13 protein-coding genes are annotated in these 13,369 nt (G+C 70.4%); 7 read left to right on the forward strand and 6 right to left on the reverse strand.

Translation table 11 applies throughout. From position 1 onward, the window contains the following. Window positions 1-6: 6 nt before the first annotated feature. A complete protein-coding gene (locus QSV35_RS17930; protein ID WP_286290236.1) occupies window positions 7-645 on the forward strand; it encodes an NAD(P)H-hydrate epimerase in 639 nt (212 codons plus the stop codon). 40 nt (window positions 646-685) lie between these two features. Then, a complete protein-coding gene (locus tag QSV35_RS17935) occupies window positions 686-1,120 on the forward strand; it encodes a cupin domain-containing protein (RefSeq protein ID WP_286290237.1) in 435 nt (144 codons plus the stop codon). Between the two features lie 40 nt (window positions 1,121-1,160). On the opposite strand, the gene QSV35_RS17940 is transcribed toward QSV35_RS17935, so the two are convergent. After that, window positions 1,161-2,588, reverse strand: a complete 1,428-nt coding sequence (locus QSV35_RS17940) for a cellulase family glycosylhydrolase (protein ID WP_286290238.1) — start codon at window positions 2,586-2,588, stop codon at window positions 1,161-1,163. 204 nt (window positions 2,589-2,792) lie between these two features. On the opposite strand from QSV35_RS17940, the gene QSV35_RS17945 reads away from it, so the two are divergent. From QSV35_RS17945 to mmsB, 3 genes are read left to right on the forward strand one after another with little or no spacing between them, the layout of a single operon-like run. Next, complete coding sequence (locus tag QSV35_RS17945) at window positions 2,793-4,289, forward strand: CoA-acylating methylmalonate-semialdehyde dehydrogenase (RefSeq protein ID WP_286290239.1); 1,497 nt, start codon at window positions 2,793-2,795, stop codon at window positions 4,287-4,289. Between the two features lie 2 nt (window positions 4,290-4,291). Then, window positions 4,292-5,446, forward strand: a complete 1,155-nt coding sequence (locus QSV35_RS17950; RefSeq protein WP_286290240.1) for an acyl-CoA dehydrogenase family protein — start codon at window positions 4,292-4,294, stop codon at window positions 5,444-5,446. Next, window positions 5,443-6,342, forward strand: coding sequence for a 3-hydroxyisobutyrate dehydrogenase (gene mmsB, locus QSV35_RS17955; RefSeq protein ID WP_286290241.1), 900 nt, complete (start codon window positions 5,443-5,445; stop codon window positions 6,340-6,342). The genes QSV35_RS17950 and mmsB overlap by 4 nt, the downstream gene beginning before the upstream one ends. A 12-nt stretch (window positions 6,343-6,354) precedes the next feature. Here the strand turns inward: mmsB and QSV35_RS17960 are convergent, their stop codons facing one another. From QSV35_RS17960 to QSV35_RS17975, 4 genes are all read right to left on the reverse strand, one after another. After that, a complete protein-coding gene (locus tag QSV35_RS17960) occupies window positions 6,355-6,885 on the reverse strand; it encodes a MarR family winged helix-turn-helix transcriptional regulator (protein ID WP_286290242.1) in 531 nt (176 codons plus the stop codon). A gap of 87 nt (window positions 6,886-6,972) precedes the next feature. Further along, window positions 6,973-7,323: a histone-like nucleoid-structuring protein Lsr2 gene (locus QSV35_RS17965; RefSeq protein WP_286290243.1), complete on the reverse strand. Its 351-nt coding sequence runs from the start codon at window positions 7,321-7,323 to the stop codon at window positions 6,973-6,975. 75 nt (window positions 7,324-7,398) lie between these two features. Next, window positions 7,399-8,250 (reverse strand): LuxR C-terminal-related transcriptional regulator, encoded by an 852-nt coding sequence (locus QSV35_RS17970; protein ID WP_286290245.1) that lies wholly within the window; start codon window positions 8,248-8,250, stop codon window positions 7,399-7,401. A gap of 80 nt (window positions 8,251-8,330) precedes the next feature. Continuing rightward, a complete protein-coding gene (locus QSV35_RS17975) occupies window positions 8,331-8,840 on the reverse strand; it encodes a methylated-DNA--[protein]-cysteine S-methyltransferase (protein WP_286290248.1) in 510 nt (169 codons plus the stop codon). A 212-nt stretch (window positions 8,841-9,052) separates the two neighbouring features. Between QSV35_RS17975 and QSV35_RS17980 the strand changes: the two genes are divergently transcribed. Further along, on the forward strand, window positions 9,053-12,727 hold the full coding sequence (locus tag QSV35_RS17980) for an AAA family ATPase (protein ID WP_286290298.1): 3,675 nt from the start codon (window positions 9,053-9,055) through the stop codon (window positions 12,725-12,727). Beyond that, window positions 12,714-12,929, forward strand: a complete 216-nt coding sequence (locus QSV35_RS17985; RefSeq protein WP_286290250.1) for a hypothetical protein — start codon at window positions 12,714-12,716, stop codon at window positions 12,927-12,929. Before QSV35_RS17980 ends, QSV35_RS17985 begins: the two co-directional genes overlap by 14 nt. A gap of 26 nt (window positions 12,930-12,955) precedes the next feature. On the opposite strand, the gene mscL is transcribed toward QSV35_RS17985, so the two are convergent. Next, window positions 12,956-13,366, reverse strand: a complete 411-nt coding sequence (gene mscL / locus QSV35_RS17990; RefSeq protein ID WP_286290251.1) for a large conductance mechanosensitive channel protein MscL — start codon at window positions 13,364-13,366, stop codon at window positions 12,956-12,958. Window positions 13,367-13,369: the final 3 nt, after the last annotated feature.

Genomic DNA, 13,369 nt, shown 5'->3' on the forward strand with positions numbered 1-13,369 from the left:
CGCGCGATGACGGTGAAATCCGTGGTCCCGACCTACACCGCCGCGCAGGTGCGGGCGGCCGAGGCGCCGCTGCTCGCGGCCGGCGTCCCGCTCATGAAACGTGCCGCGGCCGCCCTGGCCGCGGTCGTCGCCGAGCACGGGCCGCAGACGATCCTCGTCCTCGCCGGCGCAGGAGACAACGGCGGCGATGCACTGTTCGCAGCGGCCGCCCTCGCCACGCAAGGCATCCGCGTCGATCTGCTGCGGACGGCGGATCGTGTCCACGACGAGGCGTGGACGGCAGCGCTCGCCGCCGGAGCGCACGAGATCGTCGAGCCGGCATCCTCGTACGGCCTCGTCGTCGACGGCATCCTCGGGATCGGCGCGCGTGGCGCACTCCGCGGGCGGGCCAGGGAGATCGTGACTCTCCTGCTCCCGCTGCATCCCCGCGTCGTCGCCGTCGATCTCCCCAGCGGCCTGGATGCGGATGACGGCGCCTCTGACGGGGTGGTCCTCCCGGCGGAGACGACCGTCACTTTCGGCGCGATGAAGAGGGGGCTCGCGGCACGCGTGGACCTCGCCGGCCGTGTCATCCTCGTCGATCTCGGCCTCGAGCTCACGGACCCCGTCGGGTCCGCGGCCGTCGCCGAGGTCAGGGTCGGCTGAATCGAGCCGACGCTCCCTGCATCCGCCCTAGCCTGAAGTGATGAGCGACTACGAAGTGCTGGACATGGGCGGACTCGACACGTGGCGCGGGCACTATGGCGGGCTGCGTCCGTCGAGTTCCCGTGACGGCCGCAGGGCCGTCGACCACGACATCGCGATGCAGTACATCGGGATGACGGCGAACGCCTTCGTTCCCGGCGAGGAGGCCGGGTACTGGCACACCCACGACCAGATCGAGGAGCTGTACGTGTTCCTCGAGGGCCGCGGTCAGATGGGGCTCGACGAGGACGTGGTGGATGTGGGTCCCGGCACCGCCGTGCGGGTGGGACAGGGCGTGTGGCGGACGTGGCGCGCGATGCCCGACTCTCCGGGCGAGCTCCGCTGGCTGTGCATCCGCGCCGGTGGGAGCGCGCTTCCGCACGTGCCCGACGACGCGACCCGTGACGAGGAGCGGCCCTCGCCCTGGACCGACTGAGCGATCCAGAGCGAGGGCCTCGCGCCTGCCGGGCCGGCGCCTACTTCCCGAGCGTCACCGACACCGCCGTGCCCGGCTTCGCCGTGATCCGCAGCAGCTGCTTCGTGGCGTCGTAGTGCGGCTGCCCGCCCGTCACGGCGATGACGGGCTTCGACCCGTACACCGACGTGGGCACGAAGATCTCGGTCGAGCCCGCGCCCGCCGTGTACGTCAGGGCGTACGCTCCGGTGGTCGCGTCGTAGTGCTCCGAACCGGGGATGCCGGCCGTCGCGGCGGCATACGGGCCGAAGGCGGGCTCGTCGCCGGGGGCGGGGTTGCCTGCGGCATCCATCGCGCAGTATCCGCCGTGGTCACTCTTGCACCAGTACCACATCGACCATCCGGTGGCGAAGCGCTCCATCGACGCGACCTGGGCGGCCACCAGCGCCGAGTTGCCCGGGGTGCGTGAGTTGGGCGGACCCCACTCGCCGACGATGAGCGGCATCTTGTTCTCCGTGGCGTACAGCGAGATGGCCGCCTCGTAGTTCTCGACGAAACCGTTCGACGGGTCCCAATCAGCCCCGTCCTCGACGGACGTGTCGTAGAAGTGCGGCGCGTAGCCGACGCGGGAGTCGTCGATCTTGCCGAGCTGCGTGGGCACGCCGTACCCGACGAGGACCGTCGGCTCGACGAACATCCACGAGGTGCGGTCGACGGTGCGGATCGCCTTGATGACCCGGTTGTACATCGGCGTGAGATCGGTCTGCTCGATGCGAGCGGACGCGGTCGGGTAGTCCTCGCCGTCCTGGAACTCGCCGAACGGCTCGTTGAACAGGTCGTACCCGAGAAGGCTCTGGTGGTTCTGGACGCTCTTCGCGACCGTGACCCAGAGGTCCTCCTGCGCCTTCTGCAGGTCGGCGTCGTTGTAGAGGTGTGTGAATGCGCGCATGACCGCCGGCTGGAAGTAGCCGTTGAACCAGTTGTCCGGGTCGGCCTGGAACGGCAGGCCGTCGGTGCGGGTCGCCCAGGCGGGGATCCCGTTGGATCCGAACGCGGGCCCGTAGACGTCCTGGTGCATGTCGATCATGACGTGCACGCCCGCCTTGTCGGCCGCGGTCAGCACCGAGTTGATGTACGCGAGGTACGCCTGGTCGTACTGCCCCTGCTTCGGCTCGATGTACTGCCACATCACGACGAGCCGGAGGAAGTTCTGGCCCTTGGCCGCCATCTCCTGCACGTCGGCGGCGCTCACACGCCCGTTCTTTCCGGCGTTGAAGCCGTGCAGCTCGAGGGCGCGACCCGACTGGTCGGCGATGAAGGTGCGGCCGTCGGGGGTCGTGATCCCCGCGGTGCGCCCTGCGGCCACGGGGGTCGTGGATGCGGGAGGCGCAGCGTGCGCGGCGGTCGGGATCGCCAGCGCGGCGGCGAGGGCCAAGGCAAGGGTGGATGCGGTGCGGGCCAGGCGGCCCCGGGTCCGTGACACAGTCATGAGTTCTCCGTGAGCGTCATTGCGGGGAGGGACAAGGTGCAAGCGAGCATACTCGAAGTGGGACACTCGTCCCAAATGCTCCGGTGAGACTCCCAGCCCGCGTTCTTCCGTTTTGAAGACAAAGCAACTAGTTTGATATCCAACTATTGCGATCCACCAGATCGCAGGACGATCACCGGCGCACAACGCGAAGAGGCGGAGCACATGCGGGAACTGACGCATTACATCGGGGGAGAGCACAGGGCGGGGGCATCCGGCCGATTCGGGGATGTCTTCGATCCGAGCACGGGGGAGGTCCAGGCGCGGGTGCCGCTCGCCTCGACCGACGAGGTCCGGGCCGCGATCGCGGATGCCGAGGCCGCGCAGCCGAAGTGGGCGGCGACCAATCCGCAGAAGCGCGCTCGCGTGATGATGAAGTTCCTCGAACTCGTCGCGCGCGACATGGACGACCTCGCCCGCCTGCTCTCGAGCGAGCACGGCAAGTCGGTCGAGGATGCGAAGGGCGACATCCAGCGCGGCGTCGAGGTCATCGAGGTCTGCGTGGGTGCACCGCATCTGCTGAAGGGCGAGTACTCCACCGGGGTCGGCACCGGGATCGACGTGTACTCGCTCCGGCAGCCGCTCGGCGTCGTGGCGGGGATCACGCCGTTCAACTTCCCGGCGATGATCCCGCTGTGGAAGATGGGTCCCGCGCTCGCGGCGGGCAACGCCTTCATCCTGAAGCCCTCTGAGCGCGATCCCTCCGTACCGCTGCGGATCGCGGAGCTATTCCTGGAGGCGGGCCTTCCGGCCGGCGTCCTGAACGTCGTCAACGGCGACAAGGAGGCGGTGGACGCGCTGCTGACCGATGACCGAGTGCGGGCCGTCGGGTTCGTCGGATCCACCCCGATCGCCGCCTACATCTACGCGACGGCGGCCGCGCACGGCAAGCGTGCGCAGTGCTTCGGCGGGGCGAAGAACCACATGATCGTGATGCCCGACGCCGACCTCGACCAGGCCGTCGACGCCCTCATCGGCTCCGGCTACGGGTCCGCGGGGGAGCGGTGCATGGCGATCTCCGTCGCCGTCCCGGTCGGCGAGGAGACCGCCGACGCCCTGGCCGCACGGCTCGCGGAGCGCGTGAAGGAGCTGAAGGTCGGCCCGTCGCTCGAGCCCGGGATCGACTACGGCCCGCTCGTCACGGGGGCGGCGAAGCAGCGCGTCGAAGGCTACATCCAGGCCGGTGTCGACGAGGGGGCGACCCTGCTCGCCGATGGTCGCGGGTTCACCGTGCCCGGCTACGAGGGCGGGTTCTACCTCGGCCCCACACTGTTCGACCACGTCACGACGGACATGTCGATCTACCGCGAGGAGATCTTCGGCCCGGTGCTGGTCATCGCCCGCGCGGCCGACTACGAAGAGGCCCTCGCGATGGCGACGGACCACGAGTACGGCAACGGCGTCGCGATCTTCACCCGCGACGGCGACACCGCGCGCGACTTCACGGAGCGGGTGGATGTCGGGATGGTCGGCGTCAACGTGCCGATCCCGGTGCCGATCGCGTACCACACGTTCGGCGGCTGGAAGCGGTCGATGTTCGGCGATCTGAACCAGCACGGCCCGGACGCGTTCCGGTTCTACACGAAGACCAAGACCGTCACGAGCCGCTGGCCCTCGGGAATCAAGGAAGGAGCGAGCTTCGTCATCCCGACGATGCACTGACCATGTACGCAGAAATGACAGAGGAGCGCACGGCGCTCATCGACGTGGTCCGCGACTTCTCCGAAGCCCACCTCGCTCCGTTCGCGAACGAACGCGACGCGGGCGGCATCTTCCCCCTCGACGCGCTGCGGGCCGCAGGCGAGCTCGGACTCGGCGGCATCGTCGTGCGCGAGCAGTTCGGCGGATCCGCCCTCACCCGCAGCGACGCCGTCGCGATCTTCGAGGAGCTCGCGAAGGGCGACCCGACGCTCGCCGCCTACATCTCCATCCACAACATGGTCGCGTGGATGATCGACGCCAACGGCACCGACGAGCAGCGCGCGAGCTGGATGCCGCGGCTGTGCACCATGGAGGATCTCGGCAGCTACTGCCTGACGGAGCCGGGCGTCGGGTCCGATGCGGCGGCGCTCGTGACGAGCGCTGTGCGCGAGGGCGACGAATACGTCATCAACGGGGTCAAGCAGTTCATCTCCGGCGCCGGCACCTCCGCGGTGTACGTCGTGATGGCGCGCACCGGCGGCCCGGGCGCTCGAGGCGTGAGTGCGATCGTCGTGCCGGGCGACGCCCCCGGCCTGTCCTTCGGCCCGCACGAGAAGAAGATGGGCTGGAACGCGCAGCCCACCCGTCAGGTCATCTTCGACGGCGTCCGCGTCCCTGTCGGCAACCGCCTCGCGGCGGAGGGCGACGGATTCCGCATCGCCATGAAGGGCCTCGACGGCGGCCGACTCAACATCGCGGCGTGCTCGCTCGGCGGCGCCCAGTGGGCGCTGGAGCGCACGCTGCGGTACGTGCGCGAGCGTGAGACGTTCGGGGCACCGCTCGCGACCCGCCAGAGCGTCGAGTTCGCGCTCGCGGAGATGGAGATCGACCTCCAGGCGGGCCGCGCCCTCGTGCAGCGGGCGGCGGAGAAGCTGGATGCGGGCGCACCCGATGCCACCGTAGCGTGCGCTGCGGCGAAGCGGTTCGCGACGGATGCAGGGTTCCGCGTCGCGAACGAGGCCCTCCAGCTGCACGGCGGCTACGGGTACTTGCACGAGTACGGCATCGAACGCGTCGTGCGCGACCTGCGGGTGCACCAGATCCTCGAGGGGACGAACGAGATCATGCTCCGGATCGTCGCCCGCGACCTCTTCAGCGCAGTAAGGAGCGCATCATGACCGCTGTCGCCTTCCTCGGCGTGGGACACATGGGCCTGCCGATGGCGCGCAACCTGCGGGCCGCAGGGCACGACGTGACCGTGTTCGACGTCGTCCCGGCGGCGGTGGACGCGGCGCGCGACGCCGGGCTGCCGATCGCGGAGTCCGGGGCGGATGCCGCGGCCTCCGCCGACGTCGTCATCACGATGTTCCCGGCGGGCCGGCACGTCCTCGAGGCGTACCGGGGCACCGACACGCAGCGAAGCCTGCTGGAGGCGGCGCGGCCCGGAACCCTCTTCATCGACTCATCGACGATCGCCGTCGACGAGGCGCGCGATGCGCACGCGCTCGCCGAGGCGGCCGGCCACCGCAGTCTCGACGCTCCCGTCTCGGGCGGGGTCGTCGGTGCCGAGAAGGCCACGCTCGCGTTCATGGTCGGCGGCTCCGACGAGGACTTCGCCGCAGCCCTTCCGCTCCTCGAGACGATGGGCGGCCGGATCGTGCACTGCGGCGGCGCAGGCCTCGGCCAGGCCGCGAAGGTCTGCAACAACATGATCCTCGGTGTCTCGCAGATCGTCGTGGCGGAGGCGTTCGTGCTGGGGGAGCGGCTCGGGCTCTCGCACGAGGCGCTCTTCGACGTGGCGTCGCACGCGTCGGGCCAGTGCTGGGCGCTGACGACCAACTGCCCGGTGCCGGGGCCCGTGCCGACGAGCCCGGCGAACAACGACTACCGGCCCGGTTTCGCGGGCGCCCTCATGGCGAAGGATCTGGGACTGGCCGCCCAGGCCATCGCCCTGACCGGAGCAGACGCGCAGCTGGGCCTGCACGCCCGGGAGATCTACCGGGCGTTCGCCGAGGGCGACGGCGCGAACCAGGACTTCTCCGGCATCATCAACGCGATCCGCGCCGCCGGCTGAGCGGCGTCCCGCTCACAGCGGGTCGGGCGTCGGGCGGATGACGAAGTCCGCCTGACGCTCGCGGAAGCGTGCGATGATCCGCACGAGGTCCACGGCGTCCTCCTGCGGGATCCCGATGTCGGTGAAGACGGTGTTGAGGGCGTCCGTCGCCTGATCGACGAGGTCACGGCCGGCCTCCGTGATGGCGAGCACCGCTGCGCGCCCGTCATCGGGATGCCGCTCGCGCGAGGCCAGTCCGTCCTTGACGAGACGGTCGACGGCGCTCGTGACGGTCGCGGGGTGCACCTGGAGCCGCCTGACCGCTCGCGTGAGCGGCACGCGGCCTTCGTGGGTGAATGCGATGAGCCGCAGCAGCTCGAACCGGGCGAAGGTGAGCCCGAACGGCTTCAGAACGGCGTCGATGCGCGCGAGCATGAGCTGTTGCGCGCGCATGATCGAGGTGACGACGGTCATGCCTTCGGCGGCATCGTCCCATCCGTGCGCGACCCATTGTCTTTTCGCCTCGGCGATGGGATCGATGGGAAGAGGCTCATGACGCGGCATCGGAATCTCGAATCGGCTCAGACGGACAATGCGCGCGACCGGCGGCGGGCGCCGCGGCGGTCGCGCGCATTGTGCGCGGAATTGCGATCAGTGGGCGGCGTGATAAGCCTCGACGACATTCTCCGGGATGCGTCCGCGGGTCGCGACGGAGAATCCGTTCGCATCGGCCCATTCGCGGATCGCCTGGTTCTCGTTCCCCGCCGCGCGACGCGAGCGCGGGCGGCGAGCCGAGGATGCGGGCGCTGCGCGCCCGGAGATGCGTCGACCGGCTGCGACATAAGCGGAGAATGCGTCGCGCAGGGCTGCGGCATTCGCGCTCGACAGGTCGATTTCATAGGCGATTCCGTCGAGAGAGAAGAGGACGGTTTCGCCCTGTCCGATCTCGAGAAGCGAACCGTCGATGTCATCGACGAGCTGGTGGATGATCTTTTTGGCCATGCGGCCAACCTATCGGGTCATTCGAGCCGATGTCACGCCGGAATTGCGCGTGTCGTTTATGTCCACTGAATGGATTCAGGGCAGAATTCCCGCACGCCGCGCTTTCGCCACCGCGGCATGACGAGTCGTGACATCCAGTTTCGCCATCGCGGAGGCGAGATAGGACTTGATGGTCACTTCCTTGAGCCCGAGGGTCTCGGCGACTCCCGCATTCGTCGCGCCGAGTGCGACACACGCGAGCACGTCGACTTCGCGCGGAGACAGCCGCACGTCGACGTCGAGGTCGGCCTGTTCGCTGGAGAGGGCGGCGAGGCGCCGCTCGAGGTGCTGCAGCCGTTCGCGCAGGGCTGCATCCCCGACCTCCGCGGAGATCGCCCGCAGCTCCGCGTAGCTCTCGCGCAGCTCCTCTCGGGCAGCGGGTGCGAGCCCGGCCGCCTCGACCGGCTGCGGGATCTGGGCGAGGCGTCGCTGCACCTCGTCGCGGATCCTCAGCTCCGCGGCGACTTCGTCCGCGATGCCGAAGGCGGGCCGGGCGAGCGTCTCGCCGACCGGGGCCTGGGCCCACGAGCCGCAGTACAGCACGCCGCGCGTGCGCCCCGAGACGAGGATCGGCACCGCGAACAGGGTCGCGATGCCCTCGCCGAGGATGGCGCGGTCGTAATCGTGGGTGATCGTCTTGGCGGTGCGGTAGTCGAGGGCGAGGCGCGGGCGGCGCTCGACGAACGCGCGGCCGCCGAGTCCGCGCTCGGCCTGGACGACGAGCCCCTCGAGGTGGTGGGTGCGGGCGCCGGAGATCGCGCTGACGTGGACGGCCCCGTCGCGCTCGAGCCCGCCGAAGGCGACCGGGAAGGAGGTGCGCGCCGTCAGTGCGTCGACGGCGCGGGCGAGGAGCGCTTGTTCCGGTGCATCCGGGGGCGCTGCACGCATGCCCGTTCCTTGCTCTCTGGGGGACGGCTCCGGGGCCGTGGATCGAAGATACCACCGGTGCCGGAGCGCGCCGCGGCGGCCTACTCGCTCGCGGCGCGCTCCAGATCGAGGAGCGCCCGCTTCACCTCCGGATGCCCGCCGTACTCGCCGATCGAGCCGTCGGCGCGGACGACGCGATGGGCGGGGACGATGAGGGAGAACGGCGTGCGCGCACACGCGGTGCCGACGGCGCGATGCGCGCGGGGTCTTCCGGCGAGCACGGCGACCTCGCCATAGCTGGCGGTCTCTCCGTAGGGGATGGTGCGCACGGCCTCCAGCGCCTCGCGCGTGAAGCCGGCGACATCGCCCCAGTCCAGTTCGACCTCGAACTCGCGGCGGCTGCCGTCGAAGTACTCGTCGAGCTGGGTGATGAGGTCCGCGCCCACGGCATCGTCGTGGAGGGGAGCAACGCGAAGACCCAGGGCGATGCGCTCGAGCGCCGCTTCGGCCGGGCCGTCGAGGATCTCGAGGGCGGCGAGCCGGTCGGCGACGAAGACGAGGAGGGCGTCGCCGACGGGCGTGGGGTGGATCGTGAAGGCGACGTCGGTCATGGCACCATCCTGAACCGGCATCCCGTCGTCAGCGCTCACCGAATGCCTTCTGTGAGTGGATGCGGTCCGGCGGGCCGAGCCTGCGGGTTGGGGAGGAATCCCGCGAAAGCCGTCCGAAATGACCGGGAACCCTCGCGAGCCCGCATACGCTGGCACGTGTGTGGCGAGGCGAAGGACGGACTGCGGTCGGCGTGGAGGACCCCGTCCTCCGCATGGCCGTGAAGCCGGGCGATCTCGCGCTCGGGGAGCCGGGGGTGACCGTGACGCATGTCGCCGAACCTGAGCGTCAGCGCCTGCGCGAGCAGGCAGCGACGCTCGGGGGCCGATCGACGCTACTGCACTTCCGCGACGGATCCGATGCGGGGCTGGAGATCACCAAGGCGCACCCGGGGAGCCTTCCGCAGTTCTTCACCGGACGGTCGACGCTTCTGTCCAACCTCTTCCGCGACGAGGTGGGCCTGCGCAACGCGAGGCTCGCCGCCGAGCGCATCACCGCGAAGAACGTGGAGCTGCGCACCGCCCGGGGGCTCGACGGCGTGCACCTCGCGGTGGGGCTTGCGACGTGGCGGTTCGACGACGAGGACTTCTGTGCGCCGGTGCTGCTGCGACCGCTCGCCATCCGACGTCACCACACCGACTTCGAACTGAAGCCGCATGGCTCGTTCTCCGTCAACCCGGAGATCGTGCGCGCCCTCTCCGAGCAATACGGAATCTCCATCGACGGGCGCGCTCTGGCCGCTCTCGCCTACGACGGCGGCGTCTTCAAGCCGCAGCCGGTCATCGACCACCTGCGTGCCCGCACCGTCGACGTGCCGTCGTTCGCCGTCAAGCCGCGGCTCGTCATCTCCACGTTCGCCGATGTCGCCTCGGCCATGGAGCGCGACGCCGCAGACCTCGAGCATCCGGTGCTGGACGCGCTCGCGGGGCACATCGATGCGCGCGAGCTGCTGAAGATGCGCCGGGACACCCCCGCGCAGGTCGGTCCGGACGAGCGGCCGCCCGCATCCGACACCCTCCTCCTCGACGCCGACGGCGAGCAGGAGGGCGTGCTCGCGCGGATCGCGGCGGGGCACTCGATCGCCGTGCACACCCTTCCCGGGACCGGCGGCACCCAGACCGTCATCAATGCGCTCGGCGCGCTCGTCGGCTCCGGCAAGCGCGTCCTGGTCGTGAGCGCCCGTCGATCCACCCTCGAGGGCGTCCGCCACCGGCTCGCCGGCATCGGCCTCGACGGACTGGCGGTCTCGCCGCGCAGCATCCGCCGCGATCTCGTGCGCGCGATCGGCCGCAACGAGAAGGCGGAGCAGCCGCGCGTCGCGGACATCGACGATGCGCTCGTGCGCCTGCGCGCCGTCCTGCGCGACTACCGGACCGCGCTCACCGAGCGCAGGAGCGCCTTCGGCGTCTCGACGCTCGACATCGTCCGCCGCCTCACCGACCTCGCCGCGCAGACCCCGGCGCCGTCGACCGCCGCCCGCCTGGACGTCGCGGCCCTCGAGCGCCTCTCGAAGAACCGCAGGGAAGCCGCCTTCAAGCTGGCAGCCGCGGCGCGGCTCGGCGAGTTCCGCTGGGGGCCGGACGATTCGCCGTGGTACGGCGTCTCATTCAAGACGACGGATGCGGCGCGCACGACGCATGCGCTCGCCCGGAAGCTGCACCATCACGACGTGCCCGCCCTCCTCGAGCGCGGTTACGAGCTCATTGCGAAGACGCGGATGCGGCCGTTCCAGACGATCGACGAGCTCGGCGCGTATCTGCGGCTCCTCCAGGGCATCCGCGACTCGCTCGACCGGTTCAGCATGACCGTGTTCGAGCGTCCGCTCGGCGAGCTCATCCAGGCGCATGCGCCGCGGCGGGATGCGTCTCCGCTGAGCGGGGCGCAGCGCCGCAGGCTCAAGCGCCTCGCAAAGGAGTACGTGCGCCCCGGGGTCCACGTGCCGGACATGTACGACGCGCTCGTGCGGATCCAGCAGCAGCGCACCGAATGGCAGCGCCTCGTCGAGGTCGGCATCACTCCGGAGGTCCCGGTGGGGCTCGCCGACGTGCTCGTGGCGTGGCAGCGCGTGCACGCCGAGCTCGGCGAGCTCGACGCCGTGCTCGGTCGCGACGGCGCCGATCGGCTGACGGCGATCCCGGTGGCCCAGCTCGTGCGCGCGCTCGCCGGTCTCGCCGCCGAGTCGGCGTACTTCGACAACCTCGTCGAGCGGGCGACGCTGCGCACCGAACTCGCGGCTCTGGGTCTCGAGCCGCTGCTCGCGGAGCTCTCCGTGCGGCATGTCCCGGAGGACCGTGTCGGCGACGAGCTCGAGTTCGCGTGGTGGCAGTCCGCGCTCGAGCACCTTCTGCGCACCGACAAGGCGCTCCTGGGTGCGAACACGGCCGTCGTCGATCGTCTGGAGCGCGACTTCCGGCTCGTGGATGAGGCGCACGCCGCCGCATCCGGGCCGCTCCTGGCAGCCGCCCTCGCCACGCAGTGGCGCATCGGGATCGTCGATGAGCCGCAGGAGGCGACCGCGCTCAAGCAGGCGCTGAAGGCCGGCGTCTCCTCGTCCAGGGAGCTCTCCGCGACCGCTCCGACCCTCATGCGGACGCTCGCCCCGGTGTGGCTCGCCTCGCCCTACGACGTGCCCCAGATCCCGGCCGACCCGGTCTTCGACGCCGTGCTGATCGCGGATGCGGCATCCCTGTCCCTCGCGGAGGCCGCACCCGCCCTGCGCCGTGCGGGACAGGTCGTCGTCTTCGGCGACCCCGTGACGCAGAAGCCGACCGCGTTCGAGGTGGCCGCCGAGCTGCGCGGCAGCGACGAGGAGCGTCCGGCGCCCGCGTTCGACGACGTCAGCGTATTCGAGCGGCTCGCCGAGCTCCTGCCCGTGGAGACGCTCACCCACAGCTATCGCGCCGGGGGAGAGGATCTCGCCGAACTCGTCAACGACGCCTTCTACGGCGGCGAGATCGTGTCGCTGCCGTGGGCGGGCTCGTACCTCGGCCGAGGGAGCCTCGGCGTGGACTACGTCGAGGGGGGCGTCGGCGCGCCCGATCCGATTACCGGCGCCGTCGAGAGCCCGGACGCCGAAGTGGCGCGCGTCGTCACGCTCGTCGTCGAGCACGCCGTCAACCGCGGCAGCGAATCGCTCATGGTGGTCACCGCATCCCGCCGTCATGCCGAACGCGTGCGCGCGGCGGTCGGCGAGGCGTTCGCGGGCCGCTCCGACGTCGCGGACTTCGTGTCGCGTGACACCGCGGAGCCGTTCGCCGTCCTCACCCTCGAGGAGTCGGTCGCGGAGAGCCGCGACCGCGTGATCTTCTCGCTCGGCTACGGGCTCACGAAGCACGGTCGCGTGCTGAGCGACTTCGGCGACCTCTCCACCGTCGACGGGGAACGGCTGCTCACGGTCGGGATGACGCGTGCCCGGCGCTCGATGGTGATCGTGTCGTCGATCCGGCCGAGCGCCTTCGACGAGGGGCGGCTCGAATACGGCGCCGCGACGCTCATGGGGATCCTCGGCGGCATCGCCGCGCGCGCACGCGAGGCGCGCCTCGAGGATCTCGCTGACCCGCTGACCCTCGCGCTCGCACGCGAACTGCGTCGTCTCGGCGTCTCTGTCGACGTCCACTACCGCGGACTGCTCCCGCTCGTCGCCCAGCACGGCGGCCGTGCGGTCGTCGCAGAGAGCGACCCCGAGGCGCACGGCGAGTCCCTGCGCGAGTCGCTGCGGCTCCGCCCGCAGATCCTCCGCCGTCTCGGGTGGCACTACGTGCGGGTGCACGCATTCGATCTGTACAGCGACCCGGCGGAGGTCGCCGCGCGCATCGCCGCGATGCTCGGCGTCGGCCCCGACACCACCGCCGTCGATCCGGACACGCAGCCCCTCGATGTCATCGAATGACGGCAAGCGCGGGCGCCAGCGCGTCGAGAAGGTGCCGGGCTCGCGTCGTGCGAAGCTGACGCCCGCGCCGGGGACGTCCTCGGAACCGGTGCCGGGGGATGAGCGGCCGGACGACGAACCGGATGCCGCTCCCACGACGGGGAAGCAGGCATCCGGCCCGAACGACGAACGGATGCGGCGGGACGTGCCGCCGCACTATTAGCCCAGGTGCGGCCCGCAGGCGCTTGACTAGCTGTTCTGCTTCTCCAGCAGGTCGCGGATCTGCGTGAGCAGCTGCTGCTCGGTGAGCACCGGCTCGTCATCCGACTCCGGGACGCCGGCCTTCGCCGCCTGGCGCTCCTTGAACCTGTTCATCGGGTAGACGAAGACGAAGTACACGATGAGTGCGACGGCGAGGAAGTTGATGATGGCGCCGATGATGGCGCCGAGCATGAATGTCGCTTTGCCACCCGAGAGCGTCGGGACGACCCAGACCCATTTGTTGAGATCGCCCAGCTGGAAGAGGACGCCGATGAGCGGAGTGATGAAGCCATCGACGATCTTGCCGATGATCGCTGAAAACGCAGCGCCGATGACGACAGCGACCGCGAGGTCGATGACGTTGCCGCGTGTGATGAACTCCTTGAAGCCTTTGATCATTGG

The sequence above is a fragment of the Microbacterium candidum genome (genome assembly GCF_030315975.1).
Classification (GTDB): domain Bacteria; phylum Actinomycetota; class Actinomycetes; order Actinomycetales; family Microbacteriaceae; genus Microbacterium; species Microbacterium candidum.

What these genes read in the sequence shown, in the direction of transcription:
- QSV35_RS17930 (WP_286290236.1), top strand. Translation starts at nt 7, where the DNA reads ATGACGGTGAAATCCGTGGTCCCGACCTACACCGCCGCGCAGGTGCGG.
- QSV35_RS17935 (WP_286290237.1), top strand. Translation starts at nt 686, where the DNA reads ATGAGCGACTACGAAGTGCTGGACATGGGCGGACTCGACACGTGGCGC.
- QSV35_RS17940 (WP_286290238.1), bottom strand. Translation starts at nt 2,588, where the DNA reads ATGACTGTGTCACGGACCCGGGGCCGCCTGGCCCGCACCGCATCCACC.
- QSV35_RS17945 (WP_286290239.1), top strand. Translation starts at nt 2,793, where the DNA reads ATGCGGGAACTGACGCATTACATCGGGGGAGAGCACAGGGCGGGGGCA.
- QSV35_RS17950 (WP_286290240.1), top strand. Translation starts at nt 4,292, where the DNA reads ATGTACGCAGAAATGACAGAGGAGCGCACGGCGCTCATCGACGTGGTC.
- mmsB (WP_286290241.1), top strand. Translation starts at nt 5,443, where the DNA reads ATGACCGCTGTCGCCTTCCTCGGCGTGGGACACATGGGCCTGCCGATG.
- QSV35_RS17960 (WP_286290242.1), bottom strand. Translation starts at nt 6,885, where the DNA reads ATGCCGCGTCATGAGCCTCTTCCCATCGATCCCATCGCCGAGGCGAAA.
- QSV35_RS17965 (WP_286290243.1), bottom strand. Translation starts at nt 7,323, where the DNA reads ATGGCCAAAAAGATCATCCACCAGCTCGTCGATGACATCGACGGTTCG.
- QSV35_RS17970 (WP_286290245.1), bottom strand. Translation starts at nt 8,250, where the DNA reads ATGCGTGCAGCGCCCCCGGATGCACCGGAACAAGCGCTCCTCGCCCGC.
- QSV35_RS17975 (WP_286290248.1), bottom strand. Translation starts at nt 8,840, where the DNA reads ATGACCGACGTCGCCTTCACGATCCACCCCACGCCCGTCGGCGACGCC.
- QSV35_RS17980 (WP_286290298.1), top strand. Translation starts at nt 9,053, where the DNA reads ATGGCCGTGAAGCCGGGCGATCTCGCGCTCGGGGAGCCGGGGGTGACC.
- QSV35_RS17985 (WP_286290250.1), top strand. Translation starts at nt 12,714, where the DNA reads ATGTCATCGAATGACGGCAAGCGCGGGCGCCAGCGCGTCGAGAAGGTG.
- mscL (WP_286290251.1), bottom strand. Translation starts at nt 13,366, where the DNA reads ATGATCAAAGGCTTCAAGGAGTTCATCACACGCGGCAACGTCATCGAC.